13 protein-coding genes are annotated in these 15,098 nt (G+C 60.2%); 6 read left to right on the forward strand and 7 right to left on the reverse strand.

Going from position 1 to position 15,098, the window contains the following annotated elements:
• Complete coding sequence (gene ispE / locus R3C19_09035; protein MEZ6060492.1) at positions 1-876, reverse strand: 4-(cytidine 5'-diphospho)-2-C-methyl-D-erythritol kinase; 876 nt, start codon at positions 874-876, stop codon at positions 1-3.
• A 508-nt stretch (positions 877-1,384) separates the two neighbouring features.
• Between ispE and R3C19_09040 the strand changes: the two genes are divergently transcribed.
• From R3C19_09040 to R3C19_09055, 4 genes are all read left to right on the forward strand, one after another.
• Complete coding sequence (locus R3C19_09040; protein ID MEZ6060493.1) at positions 1,385-4,024, forward strand: FG-GAP-like repeat-containing protein; 2,640 nt, start codon at positions 1,385-1,387, stop codon at positions 4,022-4,024.
• 13 nt (positions 4,025-4,037) lie between these two features.
• Positions 4,038-4,376: an arsenate reductase (glutaredoxin) gene (gene arsC / locus R3C19_09045; protein ID MEZ6060494.1), complete on the forward strand. Its 339-nt coding sequence runs from the start codon at positions 4,038-4,040 to the stop codon at positions 4,374-4,376.
• 17 nt (positions 4,377-4,393) lie between these two features.
• A complete protein-coding gene (locus tag R3C19_09050) occupies positions 4,394-5,344 on the forward strand; it encodes a bile acid:sodium symporter family protein (protein ID MEZ6060495.1) in 951 nt (316 codons plus the stop codon).
• 85 nt (positions 5,345-5,429) lie between these two features.
• Entirely contained in the window at positions 5,430-5,756 is a 327-nt protein-coding gene (locus tag R3C19_09055; GenBank protein ID MEZ6060496.1) for a hypothetical protein, read from the forward strand.
• 86 nt (positions 5,757-5,842) lie between these two features.
• On the opposite strand, the gene R3C19_09060 is transcribed toward R3C19_09055, so the two are convergent.
• From R3C19_09060 to R3C19_09075, 4 genes are all read right to left on the reverse strand, one after another.
• On the reverse strand, positions 5,843-6,670 hold the full coding sequence (locus R3C19_09060) for a hypothetical protein (GenBank protein ID MEZ6060497.1): 828 nt from the start codon (positions 6,668-6,670) through the stop codon (positions 5,843-5,845).
• A 280-nt stretch (positions 6,671-6,950) separates the two neighbouring features.
• On the reverse strand, positions 6,951-7,220 hold the full coding sequence (locus R3C19_09065) for a DUF4404 family protein (protein ID MEZ6060498.1): 270 nt from the start codon (positions 7,218-7,220) through the stop codon (positions 6,951-6,953).
• A 215-nt stretch (positions 7,221-7,435) separates the two neighbouring features.
• Positions 7,436-8,263 carry a DUF6655 family protein gene (locus R3C19_09070; GenBank protein MEZ6060499.1) on the reverse strand — a complete coding sequence of 276 codons (828 nt, stop codon included), beginning with the start codon at positions 8,261-8,263 and terminating at the stop codon, positions 7,436-7,438.
• Between the two features lie 298 nt (positions 8,264-8,561).
• The gene (locus tag R3C19_09075) at positions 8,562-10,409 is read right to left on the reverse strand and encodes a C45 family peptidase (protein MEZ6060500.1); all 1,848 of its coding nucleotides are present in this window, start codon (positions 10,407-10,409) and stop codon (positions 8,562-8,564) included.
• 365 nt (positions 10,410-10,774) lie between these two features.
• On the opposite strand from R3C19_09075, the gene R3C19_09080 reads away from it, so the two are divergent.
• Both R3C19_09080 and R3C19_09085 read left to right on the forward strand, forming a co-directional pair.
• Positions 10,775-11,014, forward strand: coding sequence for a sulfurtransferase TusA family protein (locus R3C19_09080; GenBank protein MEZ6060501.1), 240 nt, complete (start codon positions 10,775-10,777; stop codon positions 11,012-11,014).
• A gap of 14 nt (positions 11,015-11,028) precedes the next feature.
• Positions 11,029-11,415, forward strand: coding sequence for a DsrE family protein (locus R3C19_09085; protein MEZ6060502.1), 387 nt, complete (start codon positions 11,029-11,031; stop codon positions 11,413-11,415).
• 13 nt (positions 11,416-11,428) lie between these two features.
• Here the strand turns inward: R3C19_09085 and R3C19_09090 are convergent, their stop codons facing one another.
• Together R3C19_09090 and R3C19_09095 are read right to left on the reverse strand one after the other, a co-directional pair.
• Entirely contained in the window at positions 11,429-14,284 is a 2,856-nt protein-coding gene (locus tag R3C19_09090) for an EAL domain-containing protein (GenBank protein ID MEZ6060503.1), read from the reverse strand.
• Between the two features lie 154 nt (positions 14,285-14,438).
• On the reverse strand, positions 14,439-15,086 hold the full coding sequence (locus R3C19_09095) for a DsrE/DsrF/DrsH-like family protein (GenBank protein ID MEZ6060504.1): 648 nt from the start codon (positions 15,084-15,086) through the stop codon (positions 14,439-14,441).
• Positions 15,087-15,098: the final 12 nt, after the last annotated feature.

Consider the following 15,098-nt stretch of genomic DNA (forward strand, 5'->3'; position numbering starts at 1 on the left):
TCAGGCCCACAGAATCTGCGGCAGCAGGCCGGTAACCATCTTCGTTCGGTTCGCCATCCTGACTGCATCGCGGTGTGAACCAACCGGAATGAAACAGGATGAGCCGCTTCCTGACATATACATCTGAACATTCAAAATGTCGCTTGCTCGCCGCAGCAGGTCCGCCAAGTCGTCGTTTTGAGCAGCGGCTGACTCTGTCAGCCGATTGAACGGGGTAATCGCGAACCGTCTTGAGAACCCGCCACGAAATTTTTCAACAATTTCATTTGCGCTGCGAAATTGCCCGAATTCCGAAACGCCCTGGAATACGTCAGAAGTGCGATTTCCCGACCGTGGCCGGACAGACACGAAGTAGAAACGCCCGCCGAGCGATATTTGTTCGACAGATTCACCGCGGCCCCGACAAATTGCGGCTCGGAATCCTGAAAGCAGGAAATTAACGTCACTGCCCAGCGTTTCCGCCAGGCGATGCAGTTCCGACAGTGGGAGATTCAGTTTCCAGAGCCGGTTGAGCGCCAGCAGCGTTGTTGCCGCGTTTCCGGAGCCGCCGCCAAGTCCGGACTCCGGCGGAATCCGTTTCGCGATCGTGATCGCGGCACCCTGATTCACGCCGTAGTGTTCCCGCAGGGCTTTGGCCGCCCGGAGAATCAGGTTGGATTCGTCGCGTGGAAACGCTTTCGCCAGCCGGACGTCCGTTCCCGTCGCAACGCTGAGCGAAACAGAATTTGACTCGGTGTTGCAAAACCGCATCACGTCCGTGAATTGAGTCCGCAGCATGACGGTTTCCAGATCATGGAAGCCGTCGGGACGCTTGCCGAGAACCTCCAGAAAGACGTTGATCTTCGACGGACTGCGAACGGTGAGTTGTTGGAGCATGCGAATTCTCAGATCCGTCATTCGTGACGGGCTCGCCGTGATCCTGTGAACCGACTCCGGTGCGGGCGATGCGGTTCGTCGAACCGACCAGTCGACAGCGCAGGACGTCGCGCTTTGAATATCTCGTCTGCGGCCGCTGTTCCGGAACGCAGCAACCTGCAGGGAGGTCTCTTGACTATTTGAACGCCTCGGAGTTTCTTTGTCGATCACTGCTGTGGCGGCTCGATCGCGCATCCAATCATCCGCGATGTGAATTGGGCCGGAGTGGCGTTCTGATGTTCGGGATTCCGTTATACTGGTCCCTGCTGCGGCCTGGCCGCGGCGATGACGGAATCCGCAGCCGGGCGATTCCTGAACTTCCGGGGTGTTGAATTGGGAACCGGGATCGGTCGGGAAGTTGACGATTCAGTCTTTTCGAAAAGCGGACCTCCCCGCAGAAGTGACCCAACTGCCTTCGCCCGCCGCCACACCCAGCATTTTCGTCTCACGACCTTGCGAAAGAAGCCGGATGAATCGTCCTGAAAAATCGAGCGGAGCCGCCCGCCGGAGACAAAACCCACCGTGGCTGCTGAAAGCGGGTCTGTTTGCAACAGCCACATTGCTGCTGGCGGGCACGGGCTGTGACAGCGAGACCACGACTTCCGGCCCATCGACCGCGGATGGTCCCGCGAAGTCGGTTGTCGCCGGAAAGGATGAAGCAGCAGAGTCGGCCAGTCCCGATGTGCCGGACGATGCTCCCGCGGGCGCTGCCGCCGACCGTCTTCCGGAGTTGTTTACCGCTCCGGAATTTGAACTGACCGACCAGAACGGAGGCGCGTTTGCATCGAGTGAACTGGAAGGTCGCGTCTGGATCGCGAATTTTGTTTTCACACGCTGTGCCTCGACCTGTCCGCGCCAGACTCAGGCCCTGGCGGAACTCCAGCGGCAGATACTCCGCTGGCCGGGCGGTGACCGGGTACGGCTTCTGAGCTTTTCCGTCGATCCCGAATTCGATACCCCGCAGGTGCTTCGGGAATACGCAGAACGCTACGGCGCCGATCAGAATCAGTGGAAGTTCCTGACGGGTTCGCGGGCGGACATCTGGTCAATCAGCGGCGATGGATTCAAGCTGCCGGTCAGCGAAGCCGCGGCCGATTCCGCGATGCCGATCACGCACAGTCCGCGGTTCATCCTGGTCGACGCGCGGGGGAAAGTCCGGGGTTTCTACGATTCGCAGTCGGCCGACGAAATCCGGCAGCTTCGACACCACCTGCGGAAACTGCTTTCCGAAGACAGCGGCGATCCGGATCAGGTTACTCACGTCGGCGTGCCGCCCGATGTGTTCGACCCTGACTGGCTGGAGTCTCGGCGCGCAGAGCAACTGGCGACCGCCGACGAAAGCAACGTTTTCAAGGGCTTCCATCTTACGGACCGCGTGGAAGATAGTGGCATCACGTTCGTCAGCCACGCCACGATGGATGCCGGCAAGTTCTGGAAGCCGAATCACTACGATCACGGGAACGGTCTGGCGGTTGCCGACGTTGACGGCGACGGCAGGAAGGATGTGTATTTCGTCAGCCAGGTGGGTCCGAACGAACTGTGGCGAAATCTCGGAAACGGCAGGTTCGAGAACATCACGGCCGAGGCTGATGTGGCCCTGGAACAGCGCATCAGCATCAGCGCGTCCTTTGCTGATACCGACAACGACGGCGATCAGGATCTGATGGTGACGACCGTCCGCCACGGCAATGTGTTCTTCGAAAACGATGGTTCCGGAAATTTCCGGGATGCAACGGAAGATTCCGGTCTGAGCTACACGGGGCATTCCTCGTCGGTGGAGTTCTTTGACTACGATCGAGACGGCCTGCTGGACGTGTTTCTGACCAACGTCGGTGTGTACACGACCGACGAAGTTGCATGGAACGGCGATCCCGATCAGCAGCAGTACCCGTATTTCGTGGGAATCAGGGATGCATTCGGAGGCCACTTGTTCCCGTCAAAGTCGGAACGCAGCATTCTGTACCGAAACCTTGGAGAAAACCGGTTTCAGGACGTTTCGGAGGAAACCGGACTTGTCGATGTGTCCTGGTCGGGCGATGCCACGCCGCTGGATGTCAACGGTGACGGCTGGACCGATCTGTATCTGACAAGCATGCAGGGAAACGACGAGTACTACGAAAACGTCGAAGGACAGCGGTTTGAACGAAGAAGCCGCGAGGTCTTCCCGAAGACTCCCTGGGGCGCGATGGGAGTCAAGTCCTTCGATTACAACAACGACGGCCGCATGGACCTGCTGATCACCGACATGCACTCCGACATGTGGGAGCTGTCGAAGAACATTCTGGGATCGGACGAGAAACTGCGGCCCGGCGACACCGTGATGCCTGAGTCCTATCTGAAGACAGACGGCCACAGCATCTTCGGCAACGCACTGTTCAGAAACGAAGGCGACGGCGTGTTCCGCGATGTGGCTCTGGAAACAAATACGGAAAACTTCTGGCCGTGGGGAGTCAGTGTCGGCGACCTGAACGCGGACGGATTTCAGGATGTCCTGATGTGTTCGTGCATGAATCTTCCGTTTCGCTATCACGTAAATTCACTGCTGCTGAACGACGCCGGCGAACGCTTCGTCGATGCTGAATTCATCGTGGGAATTGAACCGCGCCGCGATGGTCGCACGGCCGCTGTCTGGTATGAACTGGACTGTTCGGGAGCCGACGCGGATCACGACATGTGCCGCGACCGTACCGGCCGAGTTGTCGTCTGGGGAGCGCTGGGAACCCGGTCGGCCGCGATCTTTGATCTGGACGACGACGGCGACCTGGACATCGTGACGAACGATTTCAATTCTCAGCCGATGGTGCTGATCAGCGACCTGAGCACTGCAAATCCGGACCGGAGCTACCTGGCGATTGATCTGCAGGGGACGAAATCCAATCGCAATGGTCTGGGTGCTCGTGTGCAGGTTACTGTGTCAAACCGCGTGTTGACGCAGGTGCAGGACGGACAGTCGGGCTATCTTTCGCAGAGTGTGCTGCCGCTGTATTTCGGTCTGGACGGCAGCGATGTCGTGGATGAAATCGCGATCGAATGGCCGTCGGGCACGCGTCAGGTGGTTCCCGGCCCCGTTTCGGTGAACCAGCAACTGACGATTCAGGAAACGCCGTAGCAGATTCCTGCCAATGAAGATCTATCACAATCCGAAGTGTACGAAGAGCCGACAAACGCTGGCGCTGCTGCGGGAGCATGGCGTTGAACCCGATGTCGTCGAATACCTGAAGACGCCGCCTTCTGAAACGGAACTGGATGGCATCCTGAAATCGCTTGGTCTGCAGCCGGCTGAACTGGCGAGAAAAAAGGAAGCCCGCGACACCGGTCTGGATCTGCAGTCGATGAGCCGCCGGGAAGCAATTGCCGCAATGGTGGCGCACCCCGGAGTTATCGAACGGCCGATTGTTGTGTCCGGTCGAAAAGCGGTCATCGGACGACCGCCGGAAGCTGTGCTGGCACTGCTGGAATAAGCCGGAGATCTCGGGCGATGCGTTACACCGTCTTCGTGCTGCTGGTCGCGGCGTCGGGGCTGGCAGTCTTCTGGCCCCGTCTGAATTTCAGCGTCGATCCGTTCGTCAGCGGAAAGCCGGTCCTTCCGTGGCTGGTGGTGACCGCCATGCTGGCGATCGGAAGTCTGTTGCCGGCTGATGAAGTTCAACAGATCCTCCGGCGCTGGCCGGAAGTGGTTGGCGGGACGGCTGCGCAATACACGCTGATGCCTCTGCTGGCGTTTCTGTCAGTGCGAATCTTTCAATTCGACGATGACCTGGCGGCGGGTGTGATGATCGCTGGCTGCGTTCCTGGTGCGATGGCGTCCAACGTGCTGACTCTGCAGGCACGTGGAAACGTCAGCTATTCCGTCAGTCTGACAACGTTAGCCACATTGCTGTCACCGATTGTCGTGCCGCTGGCTTTGGGCCTGACGATTGGATCAACCCAGGGGTACGACGGCACAAAAGCCATCGTGACTTTGCTTTGGCAGGTGGTGCTGCCGGTTACTGCAGGTTACCTGCTGAGCCGCTGCGTTCCCGTCTGGCACAGGGCAACGAATGCCGCCGGAACGTACATTGCCAATGCCGCGATTCTGGCGATCATCGCGGTTGTTGTCGGCCTGCAGAGGGACGCCCTGGTGAATGTCAGCGCATCGCTGCTGACTGCATTGCTGCTGCTGAACCTGCTCGGGTACGCGGGAGGATTCCTTGCTGGTCACAGCATGAAACTTCCCGGCGATATGCGTCGCGCCCTGACGCTGGAAGTCGGGATGCAGAACGCCGGGGTCGGCAGTGTGCTGGCCGTGCAGATTTTCGGCAGCGATTCGCGAGCGGCCATTCCCTGCGCGCTCTACACATTTGGCTGCATGTTCACCGGTACAGTGCTGGCAACGCTGTGGCGAGGCGTGCCGATTAAACATTGCTCACAGCCGCCGGATTCAGGCTGAGCGTGCTTGCGAGTCCCCCGGGTCAAAACTACTTTCCCCGCGTCCGTAGTTCCACGACCCAGTTTCCGAATAGGGGGATGACACCATGAAACTTCGACTGGTCACTCTGGTCCTGGCAGCCGTTCTGGGAATGACGGCGGCGAATGCCTCGTCAGTCAGCGTGGCGCCACCGACTTCGGCGGTGATTCATGCGACTTCCGTGACACAGCCACTGGCCCGATCCGGCATCACGCTGGCTCAGTCGGACAACGGCGAATCCGGCGGTTCAACGCGGATTCGGACGCGCGGCCTGTTCAAACTGGTTGCACTGGTGGTTGTGGGACTGGCGGCTGCCGGCCGGTTCATCATGAAGATGTTCACCGGCGGCGGGGAGAAAGGCGGCGATGGAGATGACGCCGATGACGCTGCGTAGACGACGTTGTTGATCGCGGAGTTCCACCCGAAAACGTCAATGTCCCTGTCGGCACAGCGACAGGGACATTTTTCTGCGCTGGCGATCTATCGATTCACGGAAACCAGCACGGCTTCCTGATACCGCCGGAAGGACAGCGTCTTCAGCCGACCGCTGTTCGCAGCGGTGTCCCAGCGACGAATCAGGCGTCGGTCGGTGTCATCCAGGTTTTGCTGGAAACGGTGCTCCGCGCGAAGAATGCGATCATCGTCCGGGCGCAGATCAAGTTCGACGACAACGGGCATCTGACCTTCGATTTCTCTCAGCCTGGCATTGAGCGCCATTCGCGGTTCCGGAAAGTTGCTGGAAGGATGCAGGACACTGTTCAGTCTCGCTGTCCAGTCGCAATAGGTCAGATACCGCTGTCGCTGTTCTTCGTCGTCCCAGGGCCTGACGGAGACACTGTATTTCCACGACGGCGACAGCATCTGCAGAGTCTGGCTGCGGGCGTCGAATCGCGATTCGAACTCGGGGTGAAGCTGAAACCGCAGACGCCGGGCCGTTCGCGCCGCGTCGGGATCTCCGGCCTGCTGCAGTTCGGTGATGTATTTCTCGGCGTTTGGCTCGCGAGTTCCCATCAGATGGCCGATTTCGTCAAAGTCGACGGTTGTCACCAGCGAGCGTGACTGATTCAGGATTGTGAATCGCCGTGCCGTTGGATCGTAGATCACGACTTCGTCGGCGTTTTCCACGTAGTCGTAGACTCGCCCGTTGTGAAAAAGTGACAGGCTGCTGGACAGCAGCCGCGGCTGCCCGTCCGTCCGGCCGACGTTTGCGTCGTAGATCTGCGTGACAACATGCAGGCCCTGAGCCCACGTGATGGAATCCGCAGTCAGGCAGACAGCGGCAAGAAACAGCAGCATTCGAAGCGGCATGGCACTCTCCGCAATACAGCAGGCTCACGCCGGTCAAGCGCGGCGGCAATCAGGCAACGGGAAGTGCGGCAGAATAGGCTCGCTTCTGAAGGGGCAACAATTGGAATGCCGCCGGGAAAGCCGGTACTGCGATGAACCGTCGTCCGGGCGTCGCGCCGACCGGCGGTCATGCGCCGAATCGTGCTGCGATCAGCGGAATCCGCCGAACGGCGCCCGGTCGGCGTTTGGTGCCGGAGGTCCGGGCAGCACGTTTCCCGAAATGATGTGTGGCGGTGACCGGTCAGATCCCCAGATTCGCCAGGCCGTCGCTGAGTCGTTCCAGCAGATTGCCGATCTTCGGATGATTCGCTTCGAACTCGAAGACCATATCGCGCAGGCGAGAGGAATACGTCGCGGCTTCGCTCGAACGTTCGCCTTCACCGGACAGCAGACGCTGAATGTCCTCCGTGACACGACTTAGCATCTCGCGCGTTGAGTCATCGACTTCCCGGGTGCTCGACAATTCTTCGTGCAACGCCTGCAGCGCGGTTTGCAACTCGTCAGCGTTCATTGTTGATGACCTCATTGTGCGTATGCCGCGACGCAGCGCCGAACCGACGGCATGCTCAGCGAATCATTGCGGCGCTGCGCCATTTCCGGAAGGTGAAATGTAACAGAGTGCCGGGTCGACAAAAACGCGTCGGCCGATCAGCTCGGCGTTTTGACACGTGCGCCGATGGTCGGGCACCGGAAGTCGACAGGCACTCCCGCCGGTTGCCTGCAGCGCTATTCCGATTTCGGTTCTTCGTGCGTAGCAGGCTGTACTCCCGCGTCCTGCTGTGCACTGCGGGCGTTTGCAAGCTGCTGTTCCAGAACCGCCGGGTGAACGAAGGCATGTGTGTCGGCGACGGTTAACGCTCTGGCTTCCATGTCAGCGGCAGTCGGCCGCCGCTTGAAGGGCATCTTCAGACGCAGCCCGGCAAACCTGGGTGTCTTGTAGATGGAACCGCGCTGCAGCGGTCCGGCTCCCAGCAGCCAACTGTCTTTGGCGTCTGCGCGAGCGACCGCGGATCCGGACTGCCACACGGGTGTGCCGGTTTCGCGATGATAGGCGAAGGCCACGATCTTCGTCGTTGATGTGGCCGCGTTGCGTTTGCCGACGGAGATTTCAGGGATCGTCGGTACGCCGGGAACTCCCGTCACAGCGTTCGCCGCCGTGGCCAGAGCGTTGCTGGCCGGAATTCCGTACGTCACTTCCAGCGCGTCCAGTCCCAATGCGCCCACGCGAGCTTCCAGGACGTAGTCGGCCGCTTCAAGGCTGGTCTGCAGCAGGCAGCCTGACGTGATCAGCTTCTGCCGCAGCGAGCTGATGATGTAGTCAGAATTGACGAACACGTCGCCCTTGACCGGCTGGATGTACCTGGCATCGAGGTAGACTTTTCGATTCGCGAAGACGCTGAAGTCGATCAAATCGACAGACCGATCCACAGAATCCGACAGCAGCAACTGCTCCGTGCCGGCGCGCTGCTGAGTCGTGCCGCAACCGCATATCAGAGCGGTCAGCAGCCCGATCCGGCAGACGAATCGCAGATTTCGACGAGTGAATGGCGTCACGAGTAGCGGCGGGAATGTGGAATGCGCTGGCCCGAAATTGGCAAGCCGGGTGAGAAACAGGCAGGCTCGCGGCAGGACTGGCAGTTTAGACGCCGCTGTGATGGCCGCACGTGCGTTGTTTCACGGTTTCCCGCGCCAGAAACGACGAACACCCTTTCAACGAACATTCTGCGGCAGAAACTGCCGGTGTCGCACAGAGTTCACCCGTTTTGGCTTCCGGCTGACGACGCAAAGCCACGTCTTGCGAGCGACCGGGGACTACCTCTTCAACTTCGCGACAGCCTGCGGCGATGCCGCGTCAGGGGGCGACGGCTGCCTGCTGCCGAATGACGCCGGTCGACTGCAGCAGGCTGGTCAGATCCAGCTTCGAATACGGCTGTTCCGCCGCCGGTTTCGAATGGCTGGCGTTGGCGACGTACAGAATGCCTTTCTGAGGAACGAACAACACGTTGTGCAGGTTCGATTGCATGGCGACCGGCCGGCTCATCAGCCACTGACCGATTTCCGCGTCGATCTGACCGTGCTTTTCGATGACGCGGCTTCGCAGCGTTTCCAGGCGGCTGCCGGCGGACAGGACAACCGAGTCGGGGATTCCGTCGCCAAGGCGTTCGTGACGCTGGCCGGGCTGAATGAATTCAATGGATTCGGGCAGAGCCGCGACTCCCACGGCGCGGTTCGTCTTGCCGTCCGCGAAGACGTAGTAGTACTCGCAGGTTCGAGGGCTGACCGTCCATAACTGCATGACCTGATCGAGCGTTGAACATTCTTCCAGCGCGCGTCGCATCAGCGTGGCCATCGGGACGCCGTCCCAGTTTCCTTCGCCGCGGCCGCCCATTTCGCCCAGTGAAATCGCACGAGCGTTCATTCCGCTGACGCTGCCGATAAACGCGGCATAACCGACGTTGGCAAACGGGATGTGACCCTCGGGATTCACGATGAATGTCGTCGCGGCATCCTGCAGGCCGATCGTGGTCATGTAGTCCAAAACGCGACCGTGATACAGCGTGCCATCCTTCGTCGCGCTGCCGAAGACAGCGAATCCGGAACAATGGAACATCTCCGGAAACACGTTCAGGATCTCCAGAGTCTCCGGCGGAAGTTCCAGAGCCGCCGCCAGAGCGCGCGTTTCCTGCTTGTGCCGCTCGGGAATGTGGGGCGACAGCCGAGCGTACGCGTCTTCGATGTCATGCCGGAACCAATGGCCGGTGCGAATGGCATGCGCCGTGCCGAAGGTGTAAAGCACACTCTCGATGCACCGCATGGCTTCGGGTTTCAGAAGCTGTCCGTGAGCCGTGCCGATTTGTTCCGGCGTACCGTCCAGAATGGCCACTCGCTGGCCGTCAATCCAGCGAAGTTCACCGTGCGGAACTCTGCGACCCTGCTGCGGCGGGTTCTTCAGAATCGCCGACGGAGCCAGGATTTCTGTCGCTCGATGCACGCCTCGCAGCAGCGTGCGTTCCAGTTCCGTGCGCGGAATTTCCACCGTCTCCAGATTCGCGGGAACCGCCTCGGCAGCGTCTGCAGTGTCGGAGAGAGTCAGGTGCGCCGTTCCAAAATCGCCGGTTACGATCAGTTCGCCTGGCGCTGGAAACCGAATCGGGCTGGCTTCCGTCAGCACCCACTGATTGCTCGCCGGATCACGCTGTGCTTTCAGAGTCTTCCTGCCAAGTTCGATCAGCGGGTCGAGGAACTCCGGCTGGATGGCGGACACGATTGTCAGCCCGGCGATGGCCTCCGACTGAGGACTGATGAGCCGGGCTGTGAGATCCTTCGGGCTGAGCCGGACGCTGTCGTCAACCGCCCCGTGACCGACAATCGCGACGTGGTGCAGCGGCAGGATCATGGCTGTGGAATCGGCACGACGACGTATCTCGACGGCGTATTCGGCATGTGTCAAAGCGAGGTCGAACGATTCGTCATCAATCCGTGCCAGCTTCAACTGCACGGGCTGCGGCTGTCCGTTGATTTTGATCTGTAGTTCGCCGGTCAGGGTAAACGTTGTCTGAGTCCCGGACACTAATTTCGCGAAAGGCCGCAGACCATCGGTCAGCGATACCGCGGAAGCCGGCACGGAGTCCGCGATGACAGGATTTGAAAGTGCGCAACAGGCGGCCAGGACAAGGACGAAGCGGCAGTTTCGGATCATGACGAACCTTTTTCGGAAGTGTGACGCGCGGGCCGGAAGCTCGACGCTTCGCGCGCCGTGCATCCTATCCGAACGATTGACCGACCGTCACCATCCAAATATCGCAATGCCTATGGGACCGCGAAACGGGACCGGCCCCCTGCGATTTCCCGGTATCGAATCAACACACCCGGACTGCCGCAACCAGCCTGTCAGGCCTTCGCTAAGGCGAGCGGACCGATTGCGTTGGCCGTCATTGTCAGGCGGTCGGGAATCTCGTCTTGCGGTACCGGGATGGAATTTCGATGCTTCGCGCACTGCGGGTCTCAATGGTTGATGCCACGATCAGTCAACAGGGCGAATTGTCAGGCGGGAGCAGTGCCTCAATGGCGGACAAATTTCTGGACTGCAGGGGTATGAACTGTCCGATGCCGATCGTTGCGATCACCCGAACGGTCAAGTCCATGAGCAACGGTCAGCGGCTTGAAGTTCACGCGACGGATCTGGCGTTTCGGATGGATCTGGAAGCGTGGGTGCGGCGAACGGGTCACCGGCTGGAATCGTTCGAAGAGGGCGAAGTGCAGCGGGCCGTTGTCGAAATCAGCTCGCCCGATCCAACAGCGTAAACAGGAGACTCGGTATGGAAACTGCCAAACACGTTGTTGTGGTGCTGACAACCGGCAAGTCCGACAACGGAAAGAACGCGACCCTGGCCTTTAGCTGCGCTTTGTCCGCGCAGGCACTGGGGCAGCCCACAACGGTGTTTCTGACCAGCGACGGAGCTGTCTGGGGCTACACCGGAAGCGCCGACGGAATCACCGTTCAGGGTTTTTCGCCGCTGCAGTCGCTGATCCGGCAGTTCCTGGAAGCTGACGGACGGATTCTGCTGTGTTCCGTCTGCCACCGGACGTGTGGTGTGGGCGGTCCGGGCATCGAACCTCCCATCGAAAAACTGCCGGAAGTCGCCATCGCCGGCTTCACGTCGATGGTGGAGCTTGCAATTCAGGGCGTCTGCATTTCGTTTTGAAACGGCGAACTGCTCATTTCGCGCTCGTCGCACCGGCGCCGTGCTGTTGCATTTCGATGCCCGACGAACAGGCCACCGGCTGACCGCTGCGCCATTGTTCCACCGCTTCCTTCGATACGGGATGACCGATGTAGTAGCCCTGAGCGATGTCGCAGCCGGCTCTGGCCAGCAGTTCCAGTTGCTCGGCGGTTTCGACTCCTTCGGCGACAACTGTCAGATCCAGTCCGTGTCCCAGGGAAATGATGGAATCGGCAATGGCCGCGCAGTTGCGATCCTGAGTGATTTCCGAGACGAACGAACGGTCAATCTTGACGGTGTGAATTCGGAAGAACCGCAGGTAGCTCAGCGACGAGTACCCCGTGCCGAAGTCGTCGATGGCGATGCGGAAACCGGCTTCCACCAGTCGATCGATGGTCGCGATCGCGTGGCCGATGTCTTCGACCATCGCGTTTTCCGTGATTTCCAGTTCCAGCCATTCCGGTCTGCCGTCGTACTCCGCCAGCAGTTCCAGCAGCCGTTCAACAAACCGGACCGAACGAAGTTGCTGCGGTGAAATGTTGACGGCGACCGGGAAGAGGTCGAGACCGCGATCCGCCCAGTCACGGCACGCTTCCAGCGCTTTGGCAATAACGAACTCACCCAGTTGCAGAATGACGCCGGATTGTTCGGCGATCGGAATGAACTCCGCGGGAGAAACGCTGCTGCCGTCAGGGCGGTTCCAGCGGGCGAGCGCTTCGCAGCCTCGGGGAGCTCCCGTCTTCGCGCAGGCTTTCGGCTGGTAGACCAGCGAGATTCCGCCTCCGTGCAGCACTCGGCGAAGTTCCGCCTGAAGAAAGTGCCGCTGGTCCGCTCGTTCCTGCATCTCCGGGGAAAAGCATCGGGCCTGGTTCTTTCCGGCGGCCTTGGCGGCATACATCGCAATGTCCGCGTTGGACATCAGCGTGTCGGCGTCTTCGCCGTGGATGGCGTAGGTTGCGATACCGATGCTGAGGCCGATCGTGATTTCGTTGTCGGCCACGGAGAACGGTTCCTGAATCGCGGCAATCAGCCGCTGCACGGACTGTTCCACCGAATCATCATGAGCCCGCCGCTGCGGAAACACGGCGGCGAATTCGTCGCCGCCGAATCGGGCGATGAATGCCTGACTTCCGATCGTTTCGGAAAGCCGGTTGCCCACAGCGATCAGCAACTGGTCGCCGATGCCGTGCCCCAGCGAATCATTGACACTCTTGAATTCATCCAGATCCATAAAGCAGACGGAAAATGCACACGGACGGCTGGCCTGGTCGCGGATCAGGTCATCGACGTACTGGCGAAAGAACCGGCGGTTCGGCAGGCTGGTCAGGTTGTCGTGAAGCGCCTGAACCTTCAGTTGCCGCTGGGAATTTTCGAGCTGCGTGACATCGGAAAACAGCGCGATAATCTGGTCCTGGCAGCCATCCGCCGCTTCGTTGCGACTCAGCGACAGCCAATACCACTGCTGGCGTCCTCCCGGAAGATCAGCGCTGATCTTGCCCGACCAGGGAGAACCCATTGACACACGAACAAGCTCGTTGGCCAGATCGTCGATGCTCAGGTCGACGACGCTGGACAGTTGCCGGCCGGTCAGGTCTCCGCAGTTGAACATTTCTGCCAGTCGCGGATTGGCTTCCACGATCCGGCCGTCTCGCGTCATGATGGCGACGCCTTCCGCCGCGTTGTTGAACACGCTGGCCAGCAGACTGAGCCGCTTCTGGTGTTCGCGTTCCAGAGTGATGTCGCGCGAGACGCCGACAACGTAGGCATCACCGCCGCCGGACACGGCGTCGTCAAACACCGAACGGCGGATCGCGTGAATTCGTGTCGCTCCGTTGGCCAGCCGCTGAGTGCGCTCCTCCTGAGTCGTCACGCGTGCCTGGAACGCCGCCTGTTCCGATTCCCTGATCCGTCGTCCCTGCTCACCCGGAAAGATTTCTTCGAAATCACGTCCCAGAACTTCGTCGCGATCGAGTTCGAATGACCGGCAGTAGGAATCATTGGCAACCACCAGCCTCTGCCGCTGATCGCTGACATACAGCGGGTCCGGAACGGCATTGATGATGTTGTTCAGGAAGTCGCGGTGGCGGCGAAGTTCCCCTTCAAAATTCTTGCGAGTGGTGATGTCGCAAACCGTCGCCAGAATGTGCCGATCATCCTGCATCAGAAAACCGGTCATCTTGATTTCACACCACACCAGACGACCGTCTTCACGGCGACAGGCGACTTCAACGGTCCCCGTACTTCCGTCCATCGCCGACTGATAGACGCCATTCAGCTCACGGAACGCATCGGCACCGCCTTCAAGCCGGTCCGACGTCAGCGGGACCGGCCAGCTTCCCACGAGTTCGGACTTCCGGCAGCCGAACAGCAAAACGGCATTGTCGTTGCAGGAAACGCAAACGCCGTCGTGCAGGATCAGCACCGCGTCATTCGTCCGCGCGAAGATGGTGTCGGCAAGTTGCTGAGTATCGCAGGCGGCCTGTTCCGCGGCGGCTCGTGCTTCGTTCAGGCTCTGCTTTGTCTGCTCAAGCTCGTCGATGACTTCGGCCGAATACACCAGCGCGTCCGCCTGAGCTCGCGCCAGAGCCTCCGACCGCGTTTCGGTCACCCGCAGGTCGCGAACCGTCTGATTGGCGGCCTGACAAAGCAGGTCGAACTCCCGCCACACTTCGAAACCCGCGTCCGAATCCACAGACTGCGGAAGCTGCAGTTCCAGCAGCCGACCGAAACTCTCCACCCGGCTCGTCAGTTGAGCGGCCGCCTGTTCGTCACCGCGCAGTGTCCCTTCGTCCGCCGCATCGATTACGGCGGGCAGTGATGCACTGGCCGGCGACAGAGTGTGACGCGTCATGGGGCTTGAATCGCTGGTCGGCGGAAACTGGAACGTCGGTTGAACCGGAATCAATCCGAACAGGCGCCCGCCGGAAGGATCGCAGCGGCTGGTCTTCCGGCGGAACGCCCGGGTAGTCAGGAAATTTGCGATGGATGATCGGGAACAACGAGCCTCAGATGAACAGTGTGGTGTTGGCGTGAGTGGTCATTTCCGCGAAGGTGGCGACTCCGCAGAAACCAAGATCCGGATAGTCAATCAGTTCTTCGCGCTGGATGCCCATCAGTTTCATGGACATTTCACAGACATTGATCCGGACGCCAAGATCCGCGGCCGCCTGAATCAGAGTTTCCAGATCCGCGATATTCTTGTTTCGCATTTCACGGTCCATCAGCAGTCGCCCGGCGCCGCACATGTCCAGTTGCGACAGTCGGGTGGCGCGAAGTCCTTTCGGAAGCATCCAGCCGAAGCACCATTCAATGATTGACTTGTTCGGCCGCTGGGGAGCCGGCTTGCGCAGTGCCGCTGTTGACCAGAACGTGAAGAACATGGACACGTCGACTCCGCACGACGCGGCGCCCGTGGCCATTACGAACGCGGCCAGCAGTCTGTCCCGGCTGCCTTCAAAGACCAGCAGGTTCATCCTGTTCGGATCAGGAGCCGTCTTCCATCGCGATTCCATGGCCGCGACGCGAGCCTGAAGCTGGCGCAGGTCATGCTCATCCGGATGCGGCTGCTGTTGCACAGGCCGGTGACGAACGGAGGGCGATGTCGCGGAGGCCGCGTCGGCGACGGCAATGGTAGTGTTAATGTCAGTGTTCATTTGGGCTGTGGG

This window comes from Planctomycetaceae bacterium (genome assembly GCA_041398785.1).
GTDB lineage: Bacteria > Planctomycetota > Planctomycetia > Planctomycetales > Planctomycetaceae > JAWKUA01.